The sequence below is a fragment of the Curtobacterium sp. MCJR17_020 genome (genome assembly GCF_003234365.2).
GTDB lineage: Bacteria > Actinomycetota > Actinomycetes > Actinomycetales > Microbacteriaceae > Curtobacterium.
Genome location: NZ_CP126260.1, coordinates 365,519 through 383,271, shown reverse-complemented (window position 1 = coordinate 383,271; position 17,753 = coordinate 365,519). Strand labels below are relative to the sequence as shown.

At 71.9% G+C, this 17,753-nt stretch carries 19 protein-coding genes; 7 read left to right on the top strand and 12 right to left on the bottom strand.

Going from position 1 to position 17,753, the window contains the following annotated elements; all coding sequences use genetic code 11:
• Positions 1-26: 26 nt before the first annotated feature.
• Positions 27-632: a hypothetical protein gene (locus DEJ14_RS01900; RefSeq protein WP_111086908.1), complete on the bottom strand. Its 606-nt coding sequence runs from the start codon at positions 630-632 to the stop codon at positions 27-29.
• Positions 633-714: 82 nt separating this feature from the next.
• Complete coding sequence (locus DEJ14_RS01895) at positions 715-1,998, bottom strand: MFS transporter (protein ID WP_111086909.1); 1,284 nt, start codon at positions 1,996-1,998, stop codon at positions 715-717.
• Between the two features lie 81 nt (positions 1,999-2,079).
• Here DEJ14_RS01895 and DEJ14_RS01890 point away from each other — a divergent pair, with 81 nt between their 5' ends.
• Positions 2,080-2,958: a LysR family transcriptional regulator gene (locus tag DEJ14_RS01890; protein ID WP_181437666.1), complete on the top strand. Its 879-nt coding sequence runs from the start codon at positions 2,080-2,082 to the stop codon at positions 2,956-2,958.
• 125 nt (positions 2,959-3,083) lie between these two features.
• On the opposite strand, the gene DEJ14_RS01885 is transcribed toward DEJ14_RS01890, so the two are convergent.
• The 6 genes from DEJ14_RS01885 to DEJ14_RS01860 all read right to left on the bottom strand — a co-directional run bounded on the left by DEJ14_RS01885 (position 3,084) and on the right by DEJ14_RS01860 (position 9,330).
• Positions 3,084-3,878, bottom strand: a complete 795-nt coding sequence (locus tag DEJ14_RS01885) for a hypothetical protein (RefSeq protein ID WP_146249854.1) — start codon at positions 3,876-3,878, stop codon at positions 3,084-3,086.
• Positions 3,868-4,407: an RNA polymerase sigma factor gene (locus DEJ14_RS01880; RefSeq protein WP_111086929.1), complete on the bottom strand. Its 540-nt coding sequence runs from the start codon at positions 4,405-4,407 to the stop codon at positions 3,868-3,870. Before DEJ14_RS01880 ends, DEJ14_RS01885 begins: the two co-directional genes overlap by 11 nt.
• Before the next feature lie 123 nt (positions 4,408-4,530).
• Positions 4,531-4,794 carry a hypothetical protein gene (locus DEJ14_RS01875; RefSeq protein ID WP_111086912.1) on the bottom strand — a complete coding sequence of 88 codons (264 nt, stop codon included), beginning with the start codon at positions 4,792-4,794 and terminating at the stop codon, positions 4,531-4,533.
• The gene (locus DEJ14_RS01870) at positions 4,791-5,450 is read right to left on the bottom strand and encodes a DUF308 domain-containing protein (RefSeq protein ID WP_111086913.1); all 660 of its coding nucleotides are present in this window, start codon (positions 5,448-5,450) and stop codon (positions 4,791-4,793) included. Before DEJ14_RS01870 ends, DEJ14_RS01875 begins: the two co-directional genes overlap by 4 nt.
• Positions 5,451-5,596: 146 nt before the next feature.
• Positions 5,597-7,552 (bottom strand): lectin-like domain-containing protein, encoded by a 1,956-nt coding sequence (locus tag DEJ14_RS01865; protein WP_111086914.1) that lies wholly within the window; start codon positions 7,550-7,552, stop codon positions 5,597-5,599.
• A gap of 110 nt (positions 7,553-7,662) precedes the next feature.
• Complete coding sequence (locus DEJ14_RS01860) at positions 7,663-9,330, bottom strand: glycoside hydrolase family 13 protein (RefSeq protein WP_111086915.1); 1,668 nt, start codon at positions 9,328-9,330, stop codon at positions 7,663-7,665.
• 106 nt (positions 9,331-9,436) lie between these two features.
• Here DEJ14_RS01860 and DEJ14_RS01855 point away from each other — a divergent pair, with 106 nt between their 5' ends.
• The 5 genes from DEJ14_RS01855 to DEJ14_RS01835 all read left to right on the top strand — a co-directional run bounded on the left by DEJ14_RS01855 (position 9,437) and on the right by DEJ14_RS01835 (position 13,294).
• On the top strand, positions 9,437-9,994 hold the full coding sequence (locus DEJ14_RS01855; RefSeq protein ID WP_111086916.1) for an NADPH-dependent FMN reductase: 558 nt from the start codon (positions 9,437-9,439) through the stop codon (positions 9,992-9,994).
• A 152-nt stretch (positions 9,995-10,146) separates the two neighbouring features.
• The gene (locus DEJ14_RS01850; protein ID WP_111086917.1) at positions 10,147-10,659 is read left to right on the top strand and encodes a MarR family winged helix-turn-helix transcriptional regulator; all 513 of its coding nucleotides are present in this window, start codon (positions 10,147-10,149) and stop codon (positions 10,657-10,659) included.
• A gap of 112 nt (positions 10,660-10,771) precedes the next feature.
• Positions 10,772-11,278, top strand: a complete 507-nt coding sequence (locus DEJ14_RS01845) for a Dps family protein (RefSeq protein ID WP_111086918.1) — start codon at positions 10,772-10,774, stop codon at positions 11,276-11,278.
• 7 nt (positions 11,279-11,285) lie between these two features.
• Positions 11,286-12,086, top strand: a complete 801-nt coding sequence (locus DEJ14_RS01840; RefSeq protein ID WP_111086919.1) for an SDR family NAD(P)-dependent oxidoreductase — start codon at positions 11,286-11,288, stop codon at positions 12,084-12,086.
• A gap of 14 nt (positions 12,087-12,100) precedes the next feature.
• Positions 12,101-13,294 (top strand): NAD(P)/FAD-dependent oxidoreductase, encoded by a 1,194-nt coding sequence (locus DEJ14_RS01835; RefSeq protein WP_111086930.1) that lies wholly within the window; start codon positions 12,101-12,103, stop codon positions 13,292-13,294.
• A 99-nt stretch (positions 13,295-13,393) separates the two neighbouring features.
• On the opposite strand, the gene DEJ14_RS01830 is transcribed toward DEJ14_RS01835, so the two are convergent.
• Together DEJ14_RS01830 and DEJ14_RS01825 are read right to left on the bottom strand one after the other, a co-directional pair.
• Positions 13,394-14,473: an alpha/beta fold hydrolase gene (locus tag DEJ14_RS01830; RefSeq protein WP_181437667.1), complete on the bottom strand. Its 1,080-nt coding sequence runs from the start codon at positions 14,471-14,473 to the stop codon at positions 13,394-13,396.
• A gap of 71 nt (positions 14,474-14,544) precedes the next feature.
• Positions 14,545-15,420, bottom strand: coding sequence for an SMP-30/gluconolactonase/LRE family protein (locus DEJ14_RS01825; RefSeq protein WP_111086921.1), 876 nt, complete (start codon positions 15,418-15,420; stop codon positions 14,545-14,547).
• A 26-nt stretch (positions 15,421-15,446) separates the two neighbouring features.
• Here DEJ14_RS01825 and DEJ14_RS01820 point away from each other — a divergent pair, with 26 nt between their 5' ends.
• Positions 15,447-16,082 (top strand): erythromycin esterase family protein, encoded by a 636-nt coding sequence (locus DEJ14_RS01820; RefSeq protein ID WP_146249855.1) that lies wholly within the window; start codon positions 15,447-15,449, stop codon positions 16,080-16,082.
• A gap of 99 nt (positions 16,083-16,181) precedes the next feature.
• Here the strand turns inward: DEJ14_RS01820 and DEJ14_RS01815 are convergent, their stop codons facing one another.
• Together DEJ14_RS01815 and DEJ14_RS01810 are read right to left on the bottom strand one after the other, a co-directional pair.
• Entirely contained in the window at positions 16,182-17,015 is an 834-nt protein-coding gene (locus tag DEJ14_RS01815) for a DUF1206 domain-containing protein (protein ID WP_111086923.1), read from the bottom strand.
• Positions 17,016-17,135: 120 nt separating this feature from the next.
• Complete coding sequence (locus tag DEJ14_RS01810; RefSeq protein ID WP_111086924.1) at positions 17,136-17,753, bottom strand: DUF6226 family protein; 618 nt, start codon at positions 17,751-17,753, stop codon at positions 17,136-17,138.

Genomic DNA, 17,753 nt, shown 5'->3' with positions numbered 1-17,753 from the left:
GGGGTCGGCGTTCGCCCGCGCCCGCGTCAGCAGTCGTCGGTGCGTGTCGGGTACGCCGTGATGACGCGGTCGGTGGTGGCGGAGACGATGACCTTCACGAACGGGTCCGCATCCGGGCGCGACCCGTCGTCGAACCGCACCGGTGCCGCGTAGCAGACCTTGCCGTCGCCGGCGTCGACCGGGAACCCTGCTCGCGGTGACACCAGCGCCGTCTGCACCGCCGTGAGCATCGCGTCGTCCCAGTCGCGGGAGCCGTGGCCGGCCACGACCTCCTGCCAGTCGGCGGTGTGCCGCTGCCGGATGTGCTCGTACCCCTGCGCCGAGGTGCCGCACTGCAGCGTGACCCGGCCCAGCGCCGCGGTGTCGTACTGGGCGACGGCCGCCTGGGTCGTGGAGTCGCACCGCGCCAGGGTGGTGTCGCCGGGCAGGTCCGGCCCGGTGCGGGTGATCGTGACGGTGCCGTCGCCGGAGGCGGTCGCAGCGTCGGTCGGCGTTCCGGAGCTCGATCCGGTGCCGATGGTCGGGTCGTCTGCGCCCTGCCGCGCCGTCAGGAACAGCCCGCCGGCGAGGAGACCGGCGGCCACCACGGCCGCGATCCCCGTGATCACGGGACGGTTGCGGTTCTGGGGCACGCGCCCAGTATGCCGGGAGTGCGACCCTGACGACGGAACCTGGTTCCGCGATGCGAGGGGCGGACGGGAGGCCCGCCCCGCGTCAGGCGCGCGTGGCCAGTCGGGTGCCGGCGATGACGGCCAGGACGGCGACGAGCACCACGTACCCGATCAGGACGGGCAGGGTCGGGATCACCAGGAGCGCCGCCCCGACGGCCACGACCGGCACCGTCAGCCCGGCGTACGCGATGAGGAACGTGGCCGCGAGCACCCCGCCCCGACGCTCGGGACCGACCAGGGCTCCGGCGCTCGCGATGCTGGCCCGGAAGAGCAGCCCGACCCCGGCGCCCGCCACGACGCCACCGCCGATGAAGCCGGCGACCTGCAGCAGGACCGCGGCGACGGCGAGCACCGCCAGGCCGCCGACCAGGAGCACCATGCCGAGTCGGATCTGCGTGCGCTGCGTCAGTCGGGCGAACACGATCTGCGAGACGGCACTCGCGGCGAACACCCCGAAGGTCGTCGCACCGGCCGCCAGTCGGTCGGTGACGTGGAAGGTGGTGCCGAGGAACGTCGGGGCGACCGAGGTGAAGAGCCCCTGGACCGCGAGGGCCGCGAACGCCGCGGCACCGGCCGCCCAGAACGCGGCGGCCTTGCCCTCCGGCGCCTGCATGCGCTGCGGGCGGTAGGGCACGCGGGTCTCGGTGCGGGCGACGGTCTCCGGCACGACGAGGACGAGCACGAAGGCCACGGTCAGCGCGACGACGAACACGACGTACGGCACCATGAGCGGCGCTCCGACGAACTCGGCGAGCGCACCCCCGACGAGGGCGCCGAGCGACAGCCCGCCGAGGTTCACGGCACCGGCGGCGACGCTCGCGCCCTTCGCCGAGTCGGACGATCCGGTCGCACGGACCCGCAGCTCACCGAGGTGGGCGGTCGCCGTGGCGGTGAGCGTGCCGACGCCGAGACCGGTCACGAGACGCGCGACGATCAGGCCGGTGACGTCGTTCCAGACCAGGAACAACACGGCGGCGACGAGTTCGAGCGCGATCGACACCAGGATGAGCGGCTTCCGCCCGTGCACGTCGCTGAGGTGTCCTGCCAGGTAGAGGGACCCGACGACCCCGACGCCGTACGCGGCGAAGATGATCGTGGTGGTGAACGTCGGGAAGCCGTCGCGTGCCTGGTAGATGACGTACAGCGGTGCGGGGACGGTCGCGAAAGCCATCACCGACAGGAACGCGAAGGCGACGGCCCAGAAGCCGAAGCCGTGGCGCCGACGGGTGTGCGCGCGACGGCCACGCGGGGCCGGGACACGCTCGCTCGCGGGAGCGCTGGCGGTGGCGGGGAGAGCGCCCGTCGGGGTGTCGGTCACGGTTGACATGCTCCGATGATCGCGTGGCTCGACCATCGAGTCCAACGGATGCTCTTGATGTCAGCAATCGATCGGATCGATGATGGGGAGATGGAGACCCGCCTGCTCGAACAGTTCGTCACCGTCGCCGCCGAGGGCAGCGTGACCCGCGCGGCCGAACGGCTCTGGGCGGCGCAGTCCACGGTGTCTGCGGGGATCGCCTCGCTCGAGCGGACCTTCGGCGTGCGGCTGTTCGACCGCACCGGACGACACCTCGTGCTCACGACCGCCGGCGAGGACCTGCTCCCACACGCCCGCGCCGTGCTCGAGTCGCTCGACCGGATGCGTGACCTGGCGACCGTGGACGACGCCGATCTGCGCGGGCGGGTGCGGCTCGGCATCTTCACGAGCATGGACATCGTCGACCTGACCGGCGTGCTGCAGCGGTTCCGGCGGCGGCACCCGCTCGTCACCGTGGAGCTCATGACCTCGCCGTCCGGCACGACCGGGCTCGTGCAGGACCTCGTCGCCGGGCGGCTCGACCTCGCGTACACGGGGCTGCCGACGGTGCCGGCGGGTGTGGTGGTCGAACCGTTGCGCGAGATGCCGTTCCGGGTCTTCACGGCGTCGGACCACCCGTTGGCGGGGCGCGTCTCGGTGTCGCTCGCCGAGCTCGCGGACGAACCCTTCGTCGACACGGCGCACGGGTTCGGCAACCGGATCATCCTGGACGGCGCACTCGAGCGGCTCGGGATCCGGCGGCGGATCGTCGCCGAGATGAACGACATGCCCGCGGTGATCCGGTTCGCCTCGGCGGGGCTCGGCGTCGGCGTCGTGCCCGACTCCGGGGTGCGGCACGACGGCGCGGTCCTCGAGCTCGAGGACGCGGTCGAGCCGCTCCGCATCGGCCTGGCGATCCGCACGAGTCCGGAGCCGAACCGTGCCGTCCGGACGCTCGCGCGCGACCTCGTCGCGGCGCGCGTCGTGTGACGCTTCGTGAGCAGGAATGGTCGGGTCGCGGCGCGTGAGGTGACCGTTTCTGCTCACGATCTGCGGTGGTCGCCCCACCGGCGGACGGGAGGCCCGTGGCGGGTCCGCCACGGGCCTCCCGGCCGTCAGTCCCCCCAGATCTCCCCGACGACAGCGGGCAGCAGCCCGTTGGTCGGGAAGTTCGACTGGTCGATCTGCACCCACGTGTCGCCGCGGGTGTACATCGTCCTCGCCCAGTCCGTGCCGTACATCGGATCCTGCTTCGTCTGACTGCAGGTCCTGATGCCGTCGACCACCTCGCACGTCGGGTTCCAGCCGTCGAACAGTCCACGCTCGCTCGCCGCGATCTGCTCCGGCGTTCCGGTACCGACGGTGATCGCCAAGCCGCTGATGTCGGTCCGTGGGTCCTTCCAGAGGCAGTACAGCTTCGTCGGCGCCGTGTCCGGATCGACGTCCGGCTGGACTCCCGGCGCCGCCGTGTACTCCGGCGGGAGCCCCTCCTCGGGGGGTTCCACCCGCATGACCGGCGTGTCGCCGAAGAGGCGGTCGTAGTCGGACGCGGGCACCAACGCACGGCACTCCGTCGGGATCGCGGCGGTCGTGCTCGGCGCTGTCGGGGTGGCGGTGGCCGTGGGGCGGGGCGTGCCGGTGATCGGCGCGGAACTCGGGGTGGTGGCCGTCGGCGAGGGCTCGGGCACCTGCGTCTGGGTGGGCGCGGCGACCGGGGTGTCCTGCTGGGAGAGCGTCAGGGCGACGGCTCCGGTCGCGGTGCCCACGGCCAGGAGCGCCACGACACCGATGACGATGCCGGATCTGCCACGACGCCGCGCGGCCCGCGGGGTGGCGCGCTCGAGGACGTTCTGCTTCATCGAGACGAGCATGCGCTGCAGGTCGTCTCCCTCGGGAGGTTCAGTGTTCATCGTGCGTCACCACCTTCTTGAGTCGGCGTCGGCTGCGGGAGACCCGCTGCGTGACCGCTCCGACACTGAGTCCGAGCATCTCGGCGGCCTCGGCGTACGAGTACCCCTCGAGCAGGCAGAGCTCGCAGATGCGGCGGTCGGTGGCGGGGAGTGCGGCGATCTCGTCGCGGACCCAGCGCAGGAGGTCACGGGCCTCGTCCTGGTCGGTGGGAGCGGCCAGGTGTTCGGGCAGTTCGTCAGCGCGCCGACGCGCCTGCTTCCGGCCGGTGTTGAAGGCGTGGTTCCGGCAGACGACGAGCAGCCACGGCAGCACGGTGTCCGCCGGGAGCTCGAGCGTCACCGCCCGCTGCCAGAGCGTGAGGAACGTGTCCTGCACGATCTCCTCGACGTCGGACCGGTCGTCGACGAGGGCCCAGGCGTACCGGGTGAGCGTGGCGGCGTAGCGGTCGAACACCCGTGCGAGCGCACCGGTGTCCCCCTGCGCGATCGCACGAACGAGTCCTTCGTCCGTGTCGGTGCCGGTCGTCACGTCCACATCCCACCTCCTTCACCCAGAGGTGTCGGCAGGACCCACGATCCTGACAGGACCGTGGCGGAAACGTGATCCCGGGCGTGTCCGCACAGCGATGCGCGCGACGGCGCCCGCAGTGGATCAGTGGAAGTCGTCGCCCTCGCCGTCGCCGGGCGTCTTGTGCCCGCCGAGCATGTCGTTGTCGTCCTGGTCGCTCGTCGACGCGAGCTGGAGCATCGCGAGCACGACGACCACCACGATGAACGCGACGCCGAGGAAGATCACGGCCAGCTGCAGTTCCCGCGTCGAGAACAGCACGACGAGCCCGGTGAACACCGCGATGATCGCGGAGATCCCGAGGAGCTCGACCGGGCGCAGACGGTCACGACGGCTGGGGGTGGTCATGCGTGTGGTGCTCCGTCCGGGGCGACGGCCGGCGTGGCCGTGCCCCACTTGTGCGAGAGGCCGGCGATCACGTGGAAGACCGCCGTGATGGCGAGGTAGGCGCCGAGCAGGCCGACCAGGACGATCGAGGCGTCCAGCGTGCCGGTGACCTGTTCCACCCCACCGAGCTGCTGCGAGTAGTCCGGCGGGGTGATGAGGAACGCGATCGCGAGCAGCAGGGTGAGTGCGCCGATCGTGGTCCAGTCCCGCGCGAAGGGGGAACGACGACGAGCCCGCAGCCCCTGGGCCAGCTCGAGGGCCCCGGTGAGCACCGCGAAGGCGACGATCACCGAGATGAACGCCGGCAGCCCGAGGCCGTTGCCGGCGAACCCGGCGACGGCGGCGAGCAGGGTGATGACCGCCTGCAGCAGCGTGGTGCGGCGGGACCGACCGTCGAGCGGGAGCCGCGCGACGCCGGCCCACAGGAGCACGATTCCCTCGACCAGGGCGAAGCCGGCGAACAGCAGCAGGCCGTAGCCGGCGGCGTGGTTCGTCGAGAAGGTGATGACGAGCGCGACGACCGCGGCGGGGACCGCCCGGAGGATCGGGATCGGCCAGTACCGCGCGCGTTGGGTCGCCTCGTTCACGGTGGTGGCGTCGTCCACGGTGTCGGACACGGGACCTCTTTCAGGCATGCGGATCGTGAGATCGATCCTACCGCCGCGGTGGCAGCCGACCGACCGCCGGGGGTTCCGCAGCACTGAGGATGCTCGAATGCCCGGCCGGGGTGGCGTCGCCCGAGCGACGCCACCCCGGCACCGGATCAGGACCGCCGCTGCTCGTCCGTCACCACCGACCGCCGTCCACGCCGACGAGCGAGCCACCAGCACGTCGAACCGGCCGCGACGCCCACCGCGGCGAGCGCGGCGAGCAGCCCGAGGTCGTCGACGCCGGTGTAGGCGAGGGCGCCCCGTGCGGCCTGCGGTCCCGCGTCGGCGACCGGGCCACGGGGATCCCGGTCGCCGTCGCCGTCGTCGCGGCGGGGCGCATCCGGCACCGATGCCTCGTCGTCGTCGGGTACGGGTGCCGGGGACGGGCTCGACGCGGGACCCTCGTCGTCCTGCTCCACGACGATCGCGACCTCGGTCGACGGGTCGCCGCCGTCCGGGTCCGTCGGGGAGGTCGCCGTGGCCACGTTCACCACGTCGGAGCCGTCCCCCTGGTACTCCGGGTCGAGGACGGCACGGAGCCGGAAGTCGTGGGCCTCCCCCACGGTGAGCGCCACGTCGGACCGGCAGGTCACCCGCTGCCCCTCGGCCGTGCAGCCGTCGTCGGACCCGACGAACCGCATCGCCTCGGGCAGGTCGTCCACCGCGCCGACCTGCTGGGCGACCGACGGTCCGCGGTTCCGTGCGGTCACGGTGTACTCCACCTCGTCGCCGGGCTCGACGGTGGACGGCGACACCGTCTTGTCCGTCTCGACGTGTGCGACGACCGGCGGCACGGCGACGGTCGTGCTCGCCCGCGAGGTGTTGTCGGACTCGTTCGTGTCGGACAGCGACGTGGGTGGCGCGATGGTGGCGACGCTCTCGAGCGCCCCCTCGACCCCGTCGGCGATCCGCCCTTCGACCGTCACCACCGCCGAACCACCGCGGGGCAGGTCGAGGTCGGTCGCCACGTCGCCCTGCCCGGACGGGGTGGCGCAGCCGGAACCCGTCACCGCCTCGCACGTCCACGTGGCGTCCTGGACACCGTCGGGGACGTCCACCTGCAGCGGGCTGGGGTCGGCGGCGTTCGGTCCGGGGTTGCGCGCCGTGACGGTGTACCGGACGGGTTCCCCGGCGACGGCGGTGGCGGGCAGGTCGTGCTCGACGGACAGGTCGGCGGGTTTCCACACCCTGAGGGCGTCGACCTCGTGGTTGTTCACGTGGCTGCCGGTGGCGCCGGCGAACCCGAGGCGGAGGGTGCTCGGCAGCGGCGTCTGGTCGTCCCCGTGCAGCGGGACCGCGTCGAGCACGGTGCGCATCGTCGAGCCGACCTGCAGCCGGACGGTCATCGAGAGCTCGCCGGCGTCGCCCGGCAGCAGCGTGATGCGGACCTTCCGCGGCGTCGCCCCGTTCGTCACCGTACCGCCGGGGGCGGGAGCCCCGGCGACGTACCGGTAGCCCTCGATCCCGTTGCCGGAGCCGCGGACGACGACGTGGTCCGGCTGGGCTCCCGGCCCGGAGGCGTTGATGCGCGACGAGAAGTTGCCGTAGTGGTCGATCGCGATCCCCGCGAAGCCACCGGGCACCCCCGGCAGGTCGCACAGCCGCCCGCCGCCCTCGGTGGCTTCCTTGCGGCAGGCGTACCCGAGTCCGGCACCGAACGACCCCACGCCCTGTGCCGCCGCGCCGTCGGCGAGGTAGAGCAGCAGGCCGTCGGCCCCGGGGTCGTCCTTCGCGGTGTGCATCGCGTACGTGAACTCGATCTCGAGCCCCGTGTCCGAGGGGAACGTGTCGTTCGTCGACCAGGCGCCGGCCTGGTTGCGGACGTCCTCGGTCAGCCGGAGTCGCCCGCCGGAGACCGCCGCGTCACCGTGCAGGGCACCGCCGGACGCGCTGGAGAACTGGTTGACGTAGGGGAAGTCGAGCGTCGCCGCACTCGACCCCGAGGGCAGGATCGTCGGTGCCGCGAGCACGGCGAGCGCGGTCAGCGCGGTGCACGTCGCGGCGAGGCGACGGGCAAGCCGCGACCGGAGCGGACGTGGGACGGATGGTGGAGCAGTGGGTTCTGTCATGCCCCGATCGTCGCGATCCCGGCGTCACCAGACGGCGGGCCGGAACCGATCTGTGGAACGCGGCCACGGGCCTCCTGGCTGTGGAGGAAGAACGGGCGGAGCTGGTCCGCTCAGGCCAGCCAGACCGTCGTCTCGCCCGGCAGCACGCCGGCCGCATCACCGAGCGGCCCGGACGCGACCACGACGTCCCCCGGCGGCAGCGGCACCGGCGTCGTGCCGAGGTTCGTGACCGACCGCCACCCGTCGTGTCGCGCGAACGCGACCACGTCCGCGCCGGACGCGCCGGACGCGCCCGCGTCGGACTCGAGCCAGGTGAGCTCCTCGCCCTGCTGCAACCGGCGACGCGCGTCCAGCGCTGCCCGGTACAGCGTCAGGGTGGACGCGGGATCCCCGTCCTCCGCCTGCACCGACGACGACCCGAAGTCAGCCGGTTGCGGCAGCAGGGGCGCGACGTCCCCGAAGCCGAACGACGGCCCGGAGGTCGTCCACGGGATCGGCACGCGGCACCCGTCCCGGCCCTTGACGGTGTGTCCGGAGCGGAGCCACTTCGGGTCCTGCAACTGGTCACGCGGGATCGCGGCGGCTTCGTGCAGGCCGAGTTCCTCGCCCTGGTAGACGTACGACGACCCGGGCAGCGCGAGCATCAGCAGGGTCGCGGCGCGGGCTCGGCGCAGGCCGCGCTCCCGGTCGAGCTCGGGCGTGGTGCCGTCCGTCAGCAGCCACGCATCGGTGTCGGTGCCGTCCGGCAGGCCGTAGCGGCTGGCGTGCCGCACGACGTCGTGGTTCGACAGCACCCAGGTGCTCGAGGCCCCGGACTGCTCGGACGCCGCCAGGTTCCGCTCGATGATGCTCCGGAACGCAGCGGCCTCGAACGGCGCCTCGAGCAGGTCGAAGTTGAACGCCTGCCCGAGTTCGGTGGGACGGGCGTACAGGACGCGTCGCGGTGCGGGCGCCCAGGCCTCGGCGACCGCGGCCCGGGGCGGGTCGTACTCGTCGAGCACGGTGCGCCAGGACGCGAAGACCTCGTGCACCTCGTCGCGGTCGTACAGCGGGTCGGAGCCGTCGAGCGGCAGCGCGTGCTCGTTCGATGCCCGGTACGGCGTCGACAGGTCCTTCGCCAGGCCGTGTGCGACGTCGACCCGGAAGCCGTCGACCCCGCGGTCCGACCAGAAGCGCAGCGTGTCCTCGAAATCCGCACGGACGGACGGGTTCGACCAGTCCAGGTCGGGCTGCTCGGGCGCGAAGAGGTGCAGGTACCACTGGCCGTCGGGGACCCTCGTCCAGGCGCTCCCGCCGAAGTTCGACACCCAGTCGCTCGGCGGCAGCTCCCCGGCGGGACCGCTTCCGTCGCGGAACACGTACCGCGCCCGTTCCGGCGAGCCCGGCGCGGACGCGAGTGCCGCCCGGAACCACTCGTGCTCGTCCGAGGTGTGGTTCGGCACGATGTCGACGATCACCCGCAGGTCGTGCTCGTGCGCGGCCCGGAGCAGGGCGTCCAGGTCCTCGAGCGAGCCGAGTCGCGGATCGACCGCCCGGTAGTCGGCCACGTCGTACCCGCCGTCGGCGAGGGGCGACGGGAAGAACGGCGAGAGCCAGAGGGCGTCGACGCCGAGCGCCGCCAGGTAGGGCACGCGGCTGGTGATGCCCGCGACGTCGCCCAGGCCGTCGGCGTTCGAGTCCGCGAAGCTGCGTGGGTAGACCTGGTAGACGACGGCATCGCGCCACCAGTCCGGGTTCGTCGTGCGGGGCGTGCTGGCCGGCGTCCGAAGCGTGCTCACGTCGCCACCGTACCCAGCGGTCTGGGAATAGCACGCCGTACGCTCGGATTGGTTGTCGCAGACACCTTTCCGTCCCAGAACAACGTCTCGAACCAGAAGGATCACCATGACGAACGTCCTCGCACTCGTCGGCAGCCTCCGCGCCGACTCCATCAACCGCAAGCTCGCCGAGGCCGCGGCGCACCACGCGCCGGAGGGCATCGAGGTCACCACGTTCGACGGCATCGTCGACCTGCCGTTCTACAACGAGGACATCGACGGCGACACCCCGCCGGCCGCCGCCGTCGCCTTCCGCGACGCGATCGCCGCCGCGGACGCCGTCCTGCTCGTCACCCCCGAGTACAACGGCACGATCCCGGCCGTGCTGAAGAACGCCCTCGACTGGGCATCGCGTCCGTTCGGCGCCTCGCCGCTGTCCGGCAAGCCGCTCGCCGCCATCGGTTCCGCGTTCGGGCAGTACGGCGGCGTGTGGGCCCACGACGACGCCCGCAAGGTCGCCGGCATCGCCGGTGCGAAGGTCCTCGAGGACGTCAAGGTCGCGATCCCGCAGTCGGTCGTCCGCTTCGCGGAGACCCACCCGCGCGAGGACGCCGAGGTCACCTCGCTCGTCCAGGGCGCGCTGAACGCACTCGCCGACGCCTCGACCGAGCAGGCCGCCGCGTAGAGCGACCGGGTGCGGTCGACCGCACCACAGGACGGACGGGAGGCCCGTGGCGACCCCGCCACGGGCCTCCCGTCCTGCATGCGGGAACGGAGCAGGCACACCCACAGGAAGTCGCTAGACGGCCTCCATACGAGACGGACTAGCCTGTGGCAATGGCAACGCAGGAGATCACCGAGGCGTCCGGGTACTGGTTCCCCGACGACGACGCGACCCAGCGCGGGGTCGCCGTGCTCAACGCCCTGCGTCGCTACCGGGCCGCCGAGACCGCGATGCGCCGCCGCACCCGCGACTCGATGGGCATGGGCGAGACCGACCTGCTCGCCGTGCGCTTCCTGCTGCAGTCGCAGCGCTCGGGCCGCAGCGTCAGCCCGAAGGACCTCGCCGCCTACCTGAAGATCTCGTCGGCGTCGACCACGATCCTGATCGACCGCCTGGTGAAGTCGAACCACGTGCGCCGCGACCCGCACCCCACCGACCGTCGAGCGCTCGTGATCACCCCGACGACCGAGACCGATGACGAGGTCCGCGCGACCCTCGGCATCATGCACCGCCGGATGATGTCGATCGCCGAGGGACTGCCCGCTTCCGAGGCACGCATCGTCGCGTCGTTCCTCGAGCAGATGCGCGGCGCCGTCGACCAGGTCGACCCGGCCCCCGCGCACTGAGCTCCGCCCCGCCGGACACCCCGGGGGACAGGGCGGTTCCGTGCGCACTGAGAGTGGTCACGGCCGCACCGCGTAGACCGGAAGGGTCACCGACGCGAAAGGAGCCACCACCATGCACGCTTCGGACAAGATGGCCAAGAACCTCCAGGCGGTCCTCGTGGACCTCATCGACCTGCACCTCCAGGGCAAGCAGGCCCACTGGAACATCCTCGGCACGAACTTCCGCGACCTGCACCTGCAGCTCGACGAGATCGTCGATGCCGCACGCGAGTTCGCCGACGACACGGCAGAGCGCATGCGCGCCCTGTACGCCGTGCCGGACGGACGCTCGAGCACGGTCGCGGCGTCGAGCCACCTCGACCAGTTCCCCGACGGCGAGATCACGACCCACGATGCCATCGACCAGGTGACGCTCCGCCTCTACCAGGCGACCGGCACCATGCGCGACGTGCACGACGAGGTCGACGAAGAGGACCCGACGACCGCGGACCTGCTCCACGGCTTCATCGAGCGCCTCGAGCAGCTCGCGTGGATGGTCTCGGCCGAGAACCGCGCACCGAGCACGCCGCTGGCCTCCGCCACGACGCCCGCAGTCGCCGACGCTTCGGCGCACGCCTAGGGGTCCCGTGGACCTCGGCATCCAGGGCAAGACCGCTCTCGTCTTCGGTGCCGACTCCGGCATCGGCTGGAACACGGCTCGCATCCTCCTGGCGGAGGGTGCGACCGTGGTCGTGAGCGACCTCGACCAGGCGCAGCTCGACAACAGCGCCGACCAGCTCGAGGCCCCACTCGGCAAGCTGCACGCCTTCGCGGCGGACGTCACGAGTGCCGCGAGCCTGGCGGACCTGCACGGCAAGGTGCGGGACGCCGTCGGCGCGATCGACATCTTGGTGCAGTCCTCGGGCGTCACCGGCGCGCAGGGACTGTTCCACGAGATCGACGAGCAGGGCTGGGCCGACACCATCGACGTCGACCTGATGGGTCCTGTCCGCATCACGCGCGAGTTCATCGGCGACCTGCGGCAGGGCGGTTGGGGCCGGATCGTGTACCTCGTGTCCGAGGACGCCTCGCAGCCCTACGACGACGAACTGCCCTACTGCGCCGCGAAGGCCGGGGTCCTGTCGTTCGCGAAGGGCCTGTCGCGCACCTACGCGCAGGAGGGCGTGCTCGTGAACACCGTCAGCCCCGCGTTCATCCACACGCCCATGACGGACGCGATGATGAACAAGCGCGCCAAGGAGACGAACCAGAGCTTCGACGACGCCATCACGAGCTTCCTCGACGAGGAACGTCCCTACATGGAGCTGAAGCGCCGCGGTGAGCCGGAAGAGGTCGCGAACGTCATCGCGTTCCTCTGCTCCGACCTGGCGAGCTTCGTCAACGGCTCCAACTACCGGGTCGATTCCGGCTCGGTCGCCACGATCTGATGCCGGGAGGCACCGTGACCGACTACCGATACCTCATCATCGGCGGCGGGATGGTCGCCGACGCCGCCGCCCGCGGTGTCCGCGAGCTCGACGCCGACGGCACGATCGGCATCCTCAGCGAGGACGTCGACCGGCCCTACGCCCGCCCGGCCCTGTCGAAGAAGCTGTGGACCGACCCGGACTTCAGCTGGGACGAGAAGGTCGACCTGCACACCGAGGAGACGGGGGCGTCCTTCGTCCTCGGCACCGCGGTGACGGGGATCGACCGTGCCGCGAAGACCGTCAGCACGGCCGACGGCCAGACCCACGGCTACGAGCGGCTGCTCATCGCCACCGGCGGCAAGCCCCGCGGGTTGCCGGGCCTGGAGCCCTCGGACCGCGTGCTCGACTACCGCAGCGCCGACGACTACCGGAAGCTCCGCGAGCTCGCCGACGCCGGGGCGCACGTGGTCGTCGTCGGCGGCGGCTACATCGGCCAGGAGATCACCGCGGGGGTCGTGCAGAACGGCGCCCGCGTCACCCTGGTCGACCCCGACGAGGTCGTGGGCGGCCGGATGTTCCCGGACGACCTCGCGCGCGCGTTCCAGCAGCGCTTCGTCGACGCCGGCGTGGACCTCCGACTCGGACGCCGGGTCGAGTCCGGCACGCAGACGGCCGACGGGGTCACGCTCACGCTCGACGACGGCTCCGTGCTCGAAGCAGACGCCGTGGTCGCCGGACTCGGCATCGAGCCCGCCACCCAGCTCGCCGCCGACGCCGGTCTGACCGTGCGCGACGGCATCGTGGTCTCGTCGACGCTGCTCACCGACGACGACTCGGTCTTCGCGGCCGGCGACGTCGCCGAGTACCCGGACCGGATCCTCGGGACCCGTCGGGTCGAGCACGTCGACAACGCGCAGCAGCAGGGTCGGCAGGCCGGCCGGAACCTCGCCGACGCCGACGAGACCTACGACCACACGCCGATGTTCTACTCCGACGTCTTCGACATGGGGTACGAAGCGGTGGGGCAGGTCTCCACGAAGCTCCGCACCGTCGAGGACTGGCAGGATCCGACCGTCACCGGTGTCGTCTACTACCTGGACGACGACGACCTGGTGCGCGGCGTGCTGCTCTGGAACGTGTGGGACAAGACCGACGACGCCCGCAAGGTCCTCGCCGAGGCGCACGCGCTGACGCCCGACATGCTGACGGGCCGCATCACGGCCTGACCAGCGCGCTGGTCGCCCTGGACGCGACCGACAGGAGGCCCGGTGCCGGTTCCGAGAACCGGCACCGGGCCTCCTGTGCGTCGCGTGCAGTGCCCGGTGTCAGCGGTTCGGGTCGGCCTCGGGTACGACCGCGTCGACGACCGCTTTGCGGTCGGCGGGATCGACCGGCAGGTCGTCGCCGTCGGCCATCGCGACCGCGTGGGCGGACTTCGCCGCCTCGAGGGTCTCGTCGTCGTTCTTCGCCATGCCGACCAGTTCGACGAAGCGCGACTTCACGAGCATCCACGCCTCACTCGGGCTCAGGCGCGACAGGTCGGACGCCGTCGAGTCATCGCGCACCCGCTGCAGCGAACCCACCCCGCGGTCCGGCAGCCGGTGGTCGACGTGCGCGACCGCCAGCCGTGCGACCGCGTCGGCCTGGGCGTGCATCACGGAGTGGGCGCCGTCGACGACCTCGCGCAGCACCGCGTAGGGGAACACCCGCGCGAGCCGACGGATCCAGTCCCGCGGGACCATCGCGTCGTGCTCGCCGCGGACGATGAGGGTGCGCGCCTGCACGTGGGCCGCGCGCTCCTCGATCGGGAAGGCGATCATCCGGGGCAGCACCTTCGAGAACCAGTGCCAGCCGCACAGCGCGTACGCCGTGATGCCGTGCCAGCGGACCGCCGAGGGCTCGTGCAGGGTCGACCGCAGGAACCGGAACGCGGACTGGCGGACCGTGCGCGCGTGCGAGTCGACGACCGGGCTGATGAGCACGAGGTCCGAGATCTCCGGGTGACGCGCCGCGACCTCGGTCACGACCTGGGTGCCCATCGAGTGGCCGACCAGGACCGGGTCGACCAGGCCGAGGTCGTCGATGACCTGCTCGACGGCATCGGCGTAGCGCTCGATCGAGACCTTCCCGCGGAACCGGGGGACGCCCGCGAAGCCGGGCAGGTCGAGGGCGTGCACCGGGCCGTTCTCGTTGAGGTGTGGGGCGAGCCGCTCGTAGTAGGTGGCCGCGATGCCGAGGCCGGCGACGAGCAGGAACGCCCGCTCCCCCGGCTCCCCGATCGAACTCACGCGGACGTACGTGCCGCCGACCGCGACCCGGTCCACCTCGACGGTGACGTCGGCGTCCTCCGCCTTCGCGAGTTCGCCGGCCGGGTCCGGGGTGGCTGCCGTGCGCTCGTCGTTCACGTGGGTCTCCTCGGGTCGGGCGAGCGCCCACGATACCCGCGGACACCGCCGCAGCGTGCGCTCCCGCCCGGTCAGCCGCTGAAGGTGTTCGCGGGGAACCCGTGCACCAGCGTCGGCACGGCCAGGATCGCCCCCGAGGACGGGTGCTGCTCGAGCTGTTCCTCGGTGAGGTTCTCCCGCGCCGAGGCGACGAACAGCGTCGACATGTCGGGGCCGCCGAAGGCCACCGACGTCACGTTCGGGGTCGGCAACTCCACCGTCTCGAGGTGCGATCCGTCAGGGCCGTACCGCTCCACCCGGCCGCCGCCGTAGATCGCACTCCACGAGCAGCCCTCGTCGTCGCGGACCAGACCGTCGTGGGCGTGACCGACGACGAACGGTTCGAGCTCGCCGAGTTCGCCGTCGGGACCGTAGGAACCGCGGTAGATCGTCGACGCGCTCGTGTCGGTGACGTACATCACGGTGCCGTCGTCCGACCACTCGAAGCCGTTCGTCACGCCGAGGCCGCCACGGAGCAGCCGCGTCGTGCCGTCGGCCTCGACCGAGTAGAGCGCGCCGTCGGGCTCCCCGGTCGTCAGGTTCATGCTGCCGACCAGGAACCGGCCGAACGGGTCGCACTTGCCCTCGTTGAACCGGAGGCCGGCGGTGGCGTGCTCGACGCGGGTGAGTTCACGCTCGATCGCCCCGTGCTCGTCGGTCACGACGACGGTGTCGCCGAGGGCCGCGACGAACCCACCGGACGCCCGCGGCTGGAAACTCGCAAGCGGCGGCGGGAGCGGGACGGTCGACACGACGGTGCCGTCGGCCCGCGCGGTGACGAGGGTGCCGAGGGTGATGTCGGTCCACCGGAGCAGCTGCGCCGACGGGTCCCACACGATGCTCTCGGCGAGGACTGCCCGGGCGTCGGAGAAGACGGTCGCGGGTCCGGTCGTCACGCTGGTGCTCATCGGACCGGTCTACCGGCGCCGGCTCCGTGCCCCCTCAGCGAAACACGGAGTATTCGGTGGTGGACGACCCTCGCTGGCAGCGTGGCTCGATGATCTGTCCACTCCACGCCTGGGGCGACGAGAGCATCCGGTCCCACGGGCTCGATGCGCCCGCCTACCTGCTCGGCGCCTCCGTTGTCGACTCAGACGACGTCGAAGCCGCCCGCGAGGTACTCGAGTCTCTGCGGCCGACGAACGGGAAGCTCCACTGGCACGACCTCGGTCGGCCTGAGCGACGACGGGTCGGCGAGGCCGTCGAGGCACTCGAAGCCCTGCACCTCGTTGTGGTCGCCACACCCGTGGATCTCCGCCGGGAGGAACGAGCACGAGCAGTCTGCCTCGAACGTCTCGGATGGGAGCTCGCTCGCCACGACGTGTCATTGCTCACGCTCGAATCACGTGCGAGCGCACTCGTCGCCCGGGATCTGCGAGTCGTGGAAGCACTCCGCGGCCGACGCATCATCCCGAAGACCCTGCGGGTCGAACACGGTGACCCCAGGAGCGAACCGATGCTCTGGCTCCCCGATCAGCTGCTCGGGATGTTCGGCGAGGCCATGACCACGGGAAAGCCGCTCTCGGATTCGATCACCGACGGGCTCGAGACCTTCGAAGTCCGTCCGTGAGCGGTCACCGAACGGCGCAAGAGCCGGGACCTGGTATACCCCAGGTGCACCGGCTCCGACTTCTCATCCCCCCAGCAGGAGGCGAGCAGGGTCAATATATCAGAGGCGGGCGTACCGCGCGCGGAAGAAGCTGTAGACGCCGAAGGCCAGGAACCCGATGCCGATCGCCACCAGGACGAACACGCCACCGGGCATCGATCGCACGGCGTCGAACGCCGCGTCGAGGCCCGTCGCCTGGTCGGGGTCGCTCCGCAGTCCGGCCACACCGATGAGCACACCGACGATGACCACGGCGATGCCCTTGCCGACGTACCCGACGACCCCGAGCACTGTGACGACGCGGTCGAGCTGGCCCGACGGTCGCGTGATCTGCTTGCGGAACGACCGGCGGCAGCCGATCACGACGAGCCCGATGCCGACCGCGACCGCGATCGCGCCGGCGAGGAGCAGCACGAACACCCCACCGGGCGTCGCGAGGGTCTTCGCCGCGGCGCTCTGCGACGAGCTGCTGGAACTCGACCCGGCGCCGAGGGCGTACGAGGCCGACGAGTACGCGATGATGCCGTAGACCACGGCCTTCGCGACGTCCTTGGCCCGGGCGAGCCACCCACGTGTGCTGTCCGACCGGCCGCCGACGACCGCCTCGACGATCAGCCGCACGGTGAGTGCTGCCGTGCCGATCGCGATCAGCCAGAGCAGGAAGACCCCGCCCGGCACGGCGGCGATCTGCTGCAGTGCTCCGGACTGGTCGGTCTCACCGCCGGAGGACGCGTTCCCGATGCCGAGCAGGATCGCGAGGTACCCGATCAGCAGGTGGACGATGCCGCTGCCGACGAAGCCGGCACGAGCGGTCAGCTCGAACCGGCGGCTGTCCGCTGCTCGTCGGACCTGTCGTCCGGTCTCCCGTGCTGCGTGCTCTGCTGTGTCGCCCATCCGGTCAAGCGTGCCCGACGCGGGCCGGTCTGTCCGGGCCGCGCCGGGCAGTGGACGCTACCCGGCACCGAACGGGAGGCACGGGGCGCGTCTGATCCGCGCCTCCCGTCTGCACCGTCGTCAGCGCACCCACCAGGCCGCGCCGACCAGGGTGCGCCACCCCCGACGGCGCACGCCGCGTCGCGCTGCGGCGACCGCCGCAGCGACGTCCCCGGTGTTGCCCGTGGCACTCCAGCCGTCCGCCGTCGCGACGATCTGCGAGTGCTTCGAGTCGATGAGGACGAAGCCACCACCGAGGATGCCGACGAACATCTCGTCGACCGCCTCGAGCAGTGTCTCGGAGCCGTCATCGCACGCATCGCACCCGCAGTTCGGCTGCGATCCGACCACGGCAGCCGGGTCGCCGACGGACAGGTCGACGGCGGTGCCCGGGAGCCCGTCCATCGACCGCACGTCGACGTCGAGCACCAGCGCGCCGTCGGCGACCGGGACGAGCCGGAGGACGCCGTCGGGCCGCGTGGTCCGCTCGGCCAGGCCGAGGTCGACGAGGACTTCGACCCACACCTCCACGCGCGCACCGACCACGAGGTACCGCTCGGGGTCGGTGACGCGGGAGTACTCCTCGTCCAGAGGAGCACGGTCCGGATGCGGGGCCGGCCACGAGACGTCGTGCTCGGGCCGCGCCGCCCACGCGGACTCGACGGCGCGTAGGACGTCGGGCAGGGTCGCAACCGTCAC

Bases quoted from the DNA above. Each gene is read 5' to 3' on its own strand.
- DEJ14_RS01845 (WP_111086918.1), top strand. From the start codon at position 10,772: ATGCACGCTTCGGACAAGATGGCCAAGAACCTCCAGGCGGTCCTCGTG.
- DEJ14_RS01815 (WP_111086923.1), bottom strand. From the start codon at position 17,015: ATGGGCGACACAGCAGAGCACGCAGCACGGGAGACCGGACGACAGGTC.
- DEJ14_RS01850 (WP_111086917.1), top strand. From the start codon at position 10,147: ATGGCAACGCAGGAGATCACCGAGGCGTCCGGGTACTGGTTCCCCGAC.
- DEJ14_RS01895 (WP_111086909.1), bottom strand. From the start codon at position 1,998: ATGTCAACCGTGACCGACACCCCGACGGGCGCTCTCCCCGCCACCGCC.
- DEJ14_RS01890 (WP_181437666.1), top strand. From the start codon at position 2,080: ATGGAGACCCGCCTGCTCGAACAGTTCGTCACCGTCGCCGCCGAGGGC.
- DEJ14_RS01855 (WP_111086916.1), top strand. From the start codon at position 9,437: ATGACGAACGTCCTCGCACTCGTCGGCAGCCTCCGCGCCGACTCCATC.
- DEJ14_RS01875 (WP_111086912.1), bottom strand. From the start codon at position 4,794: ATGACCACCCCCAGCCGTCGTGACCGTCTGCGCCCGGTCGAGCTCCTC.
- DEJ14_RS01825 (WP_111086921.1), bottom strand. From the start codon at position 15,420: ATGAGCACCAGCGTGACGACCGGACCCGCGACCGTCTTCTCCGACGCC.
- DEJ14_RS01885 (WP_146249854.1), bottom strand. From the start codon at position 3,878: ATGAACACTGAACCTCCCGAGGGAGACGACCTGCAGCGCATGCTCGTC.
- DEJ14_RS01865 (WP_111086914.1), bottom strand. From the start codon at position 7,552: ATGACAGAACCCACTGCTCCACCATCCGTCCCACGTCCGCTCCGGTCG.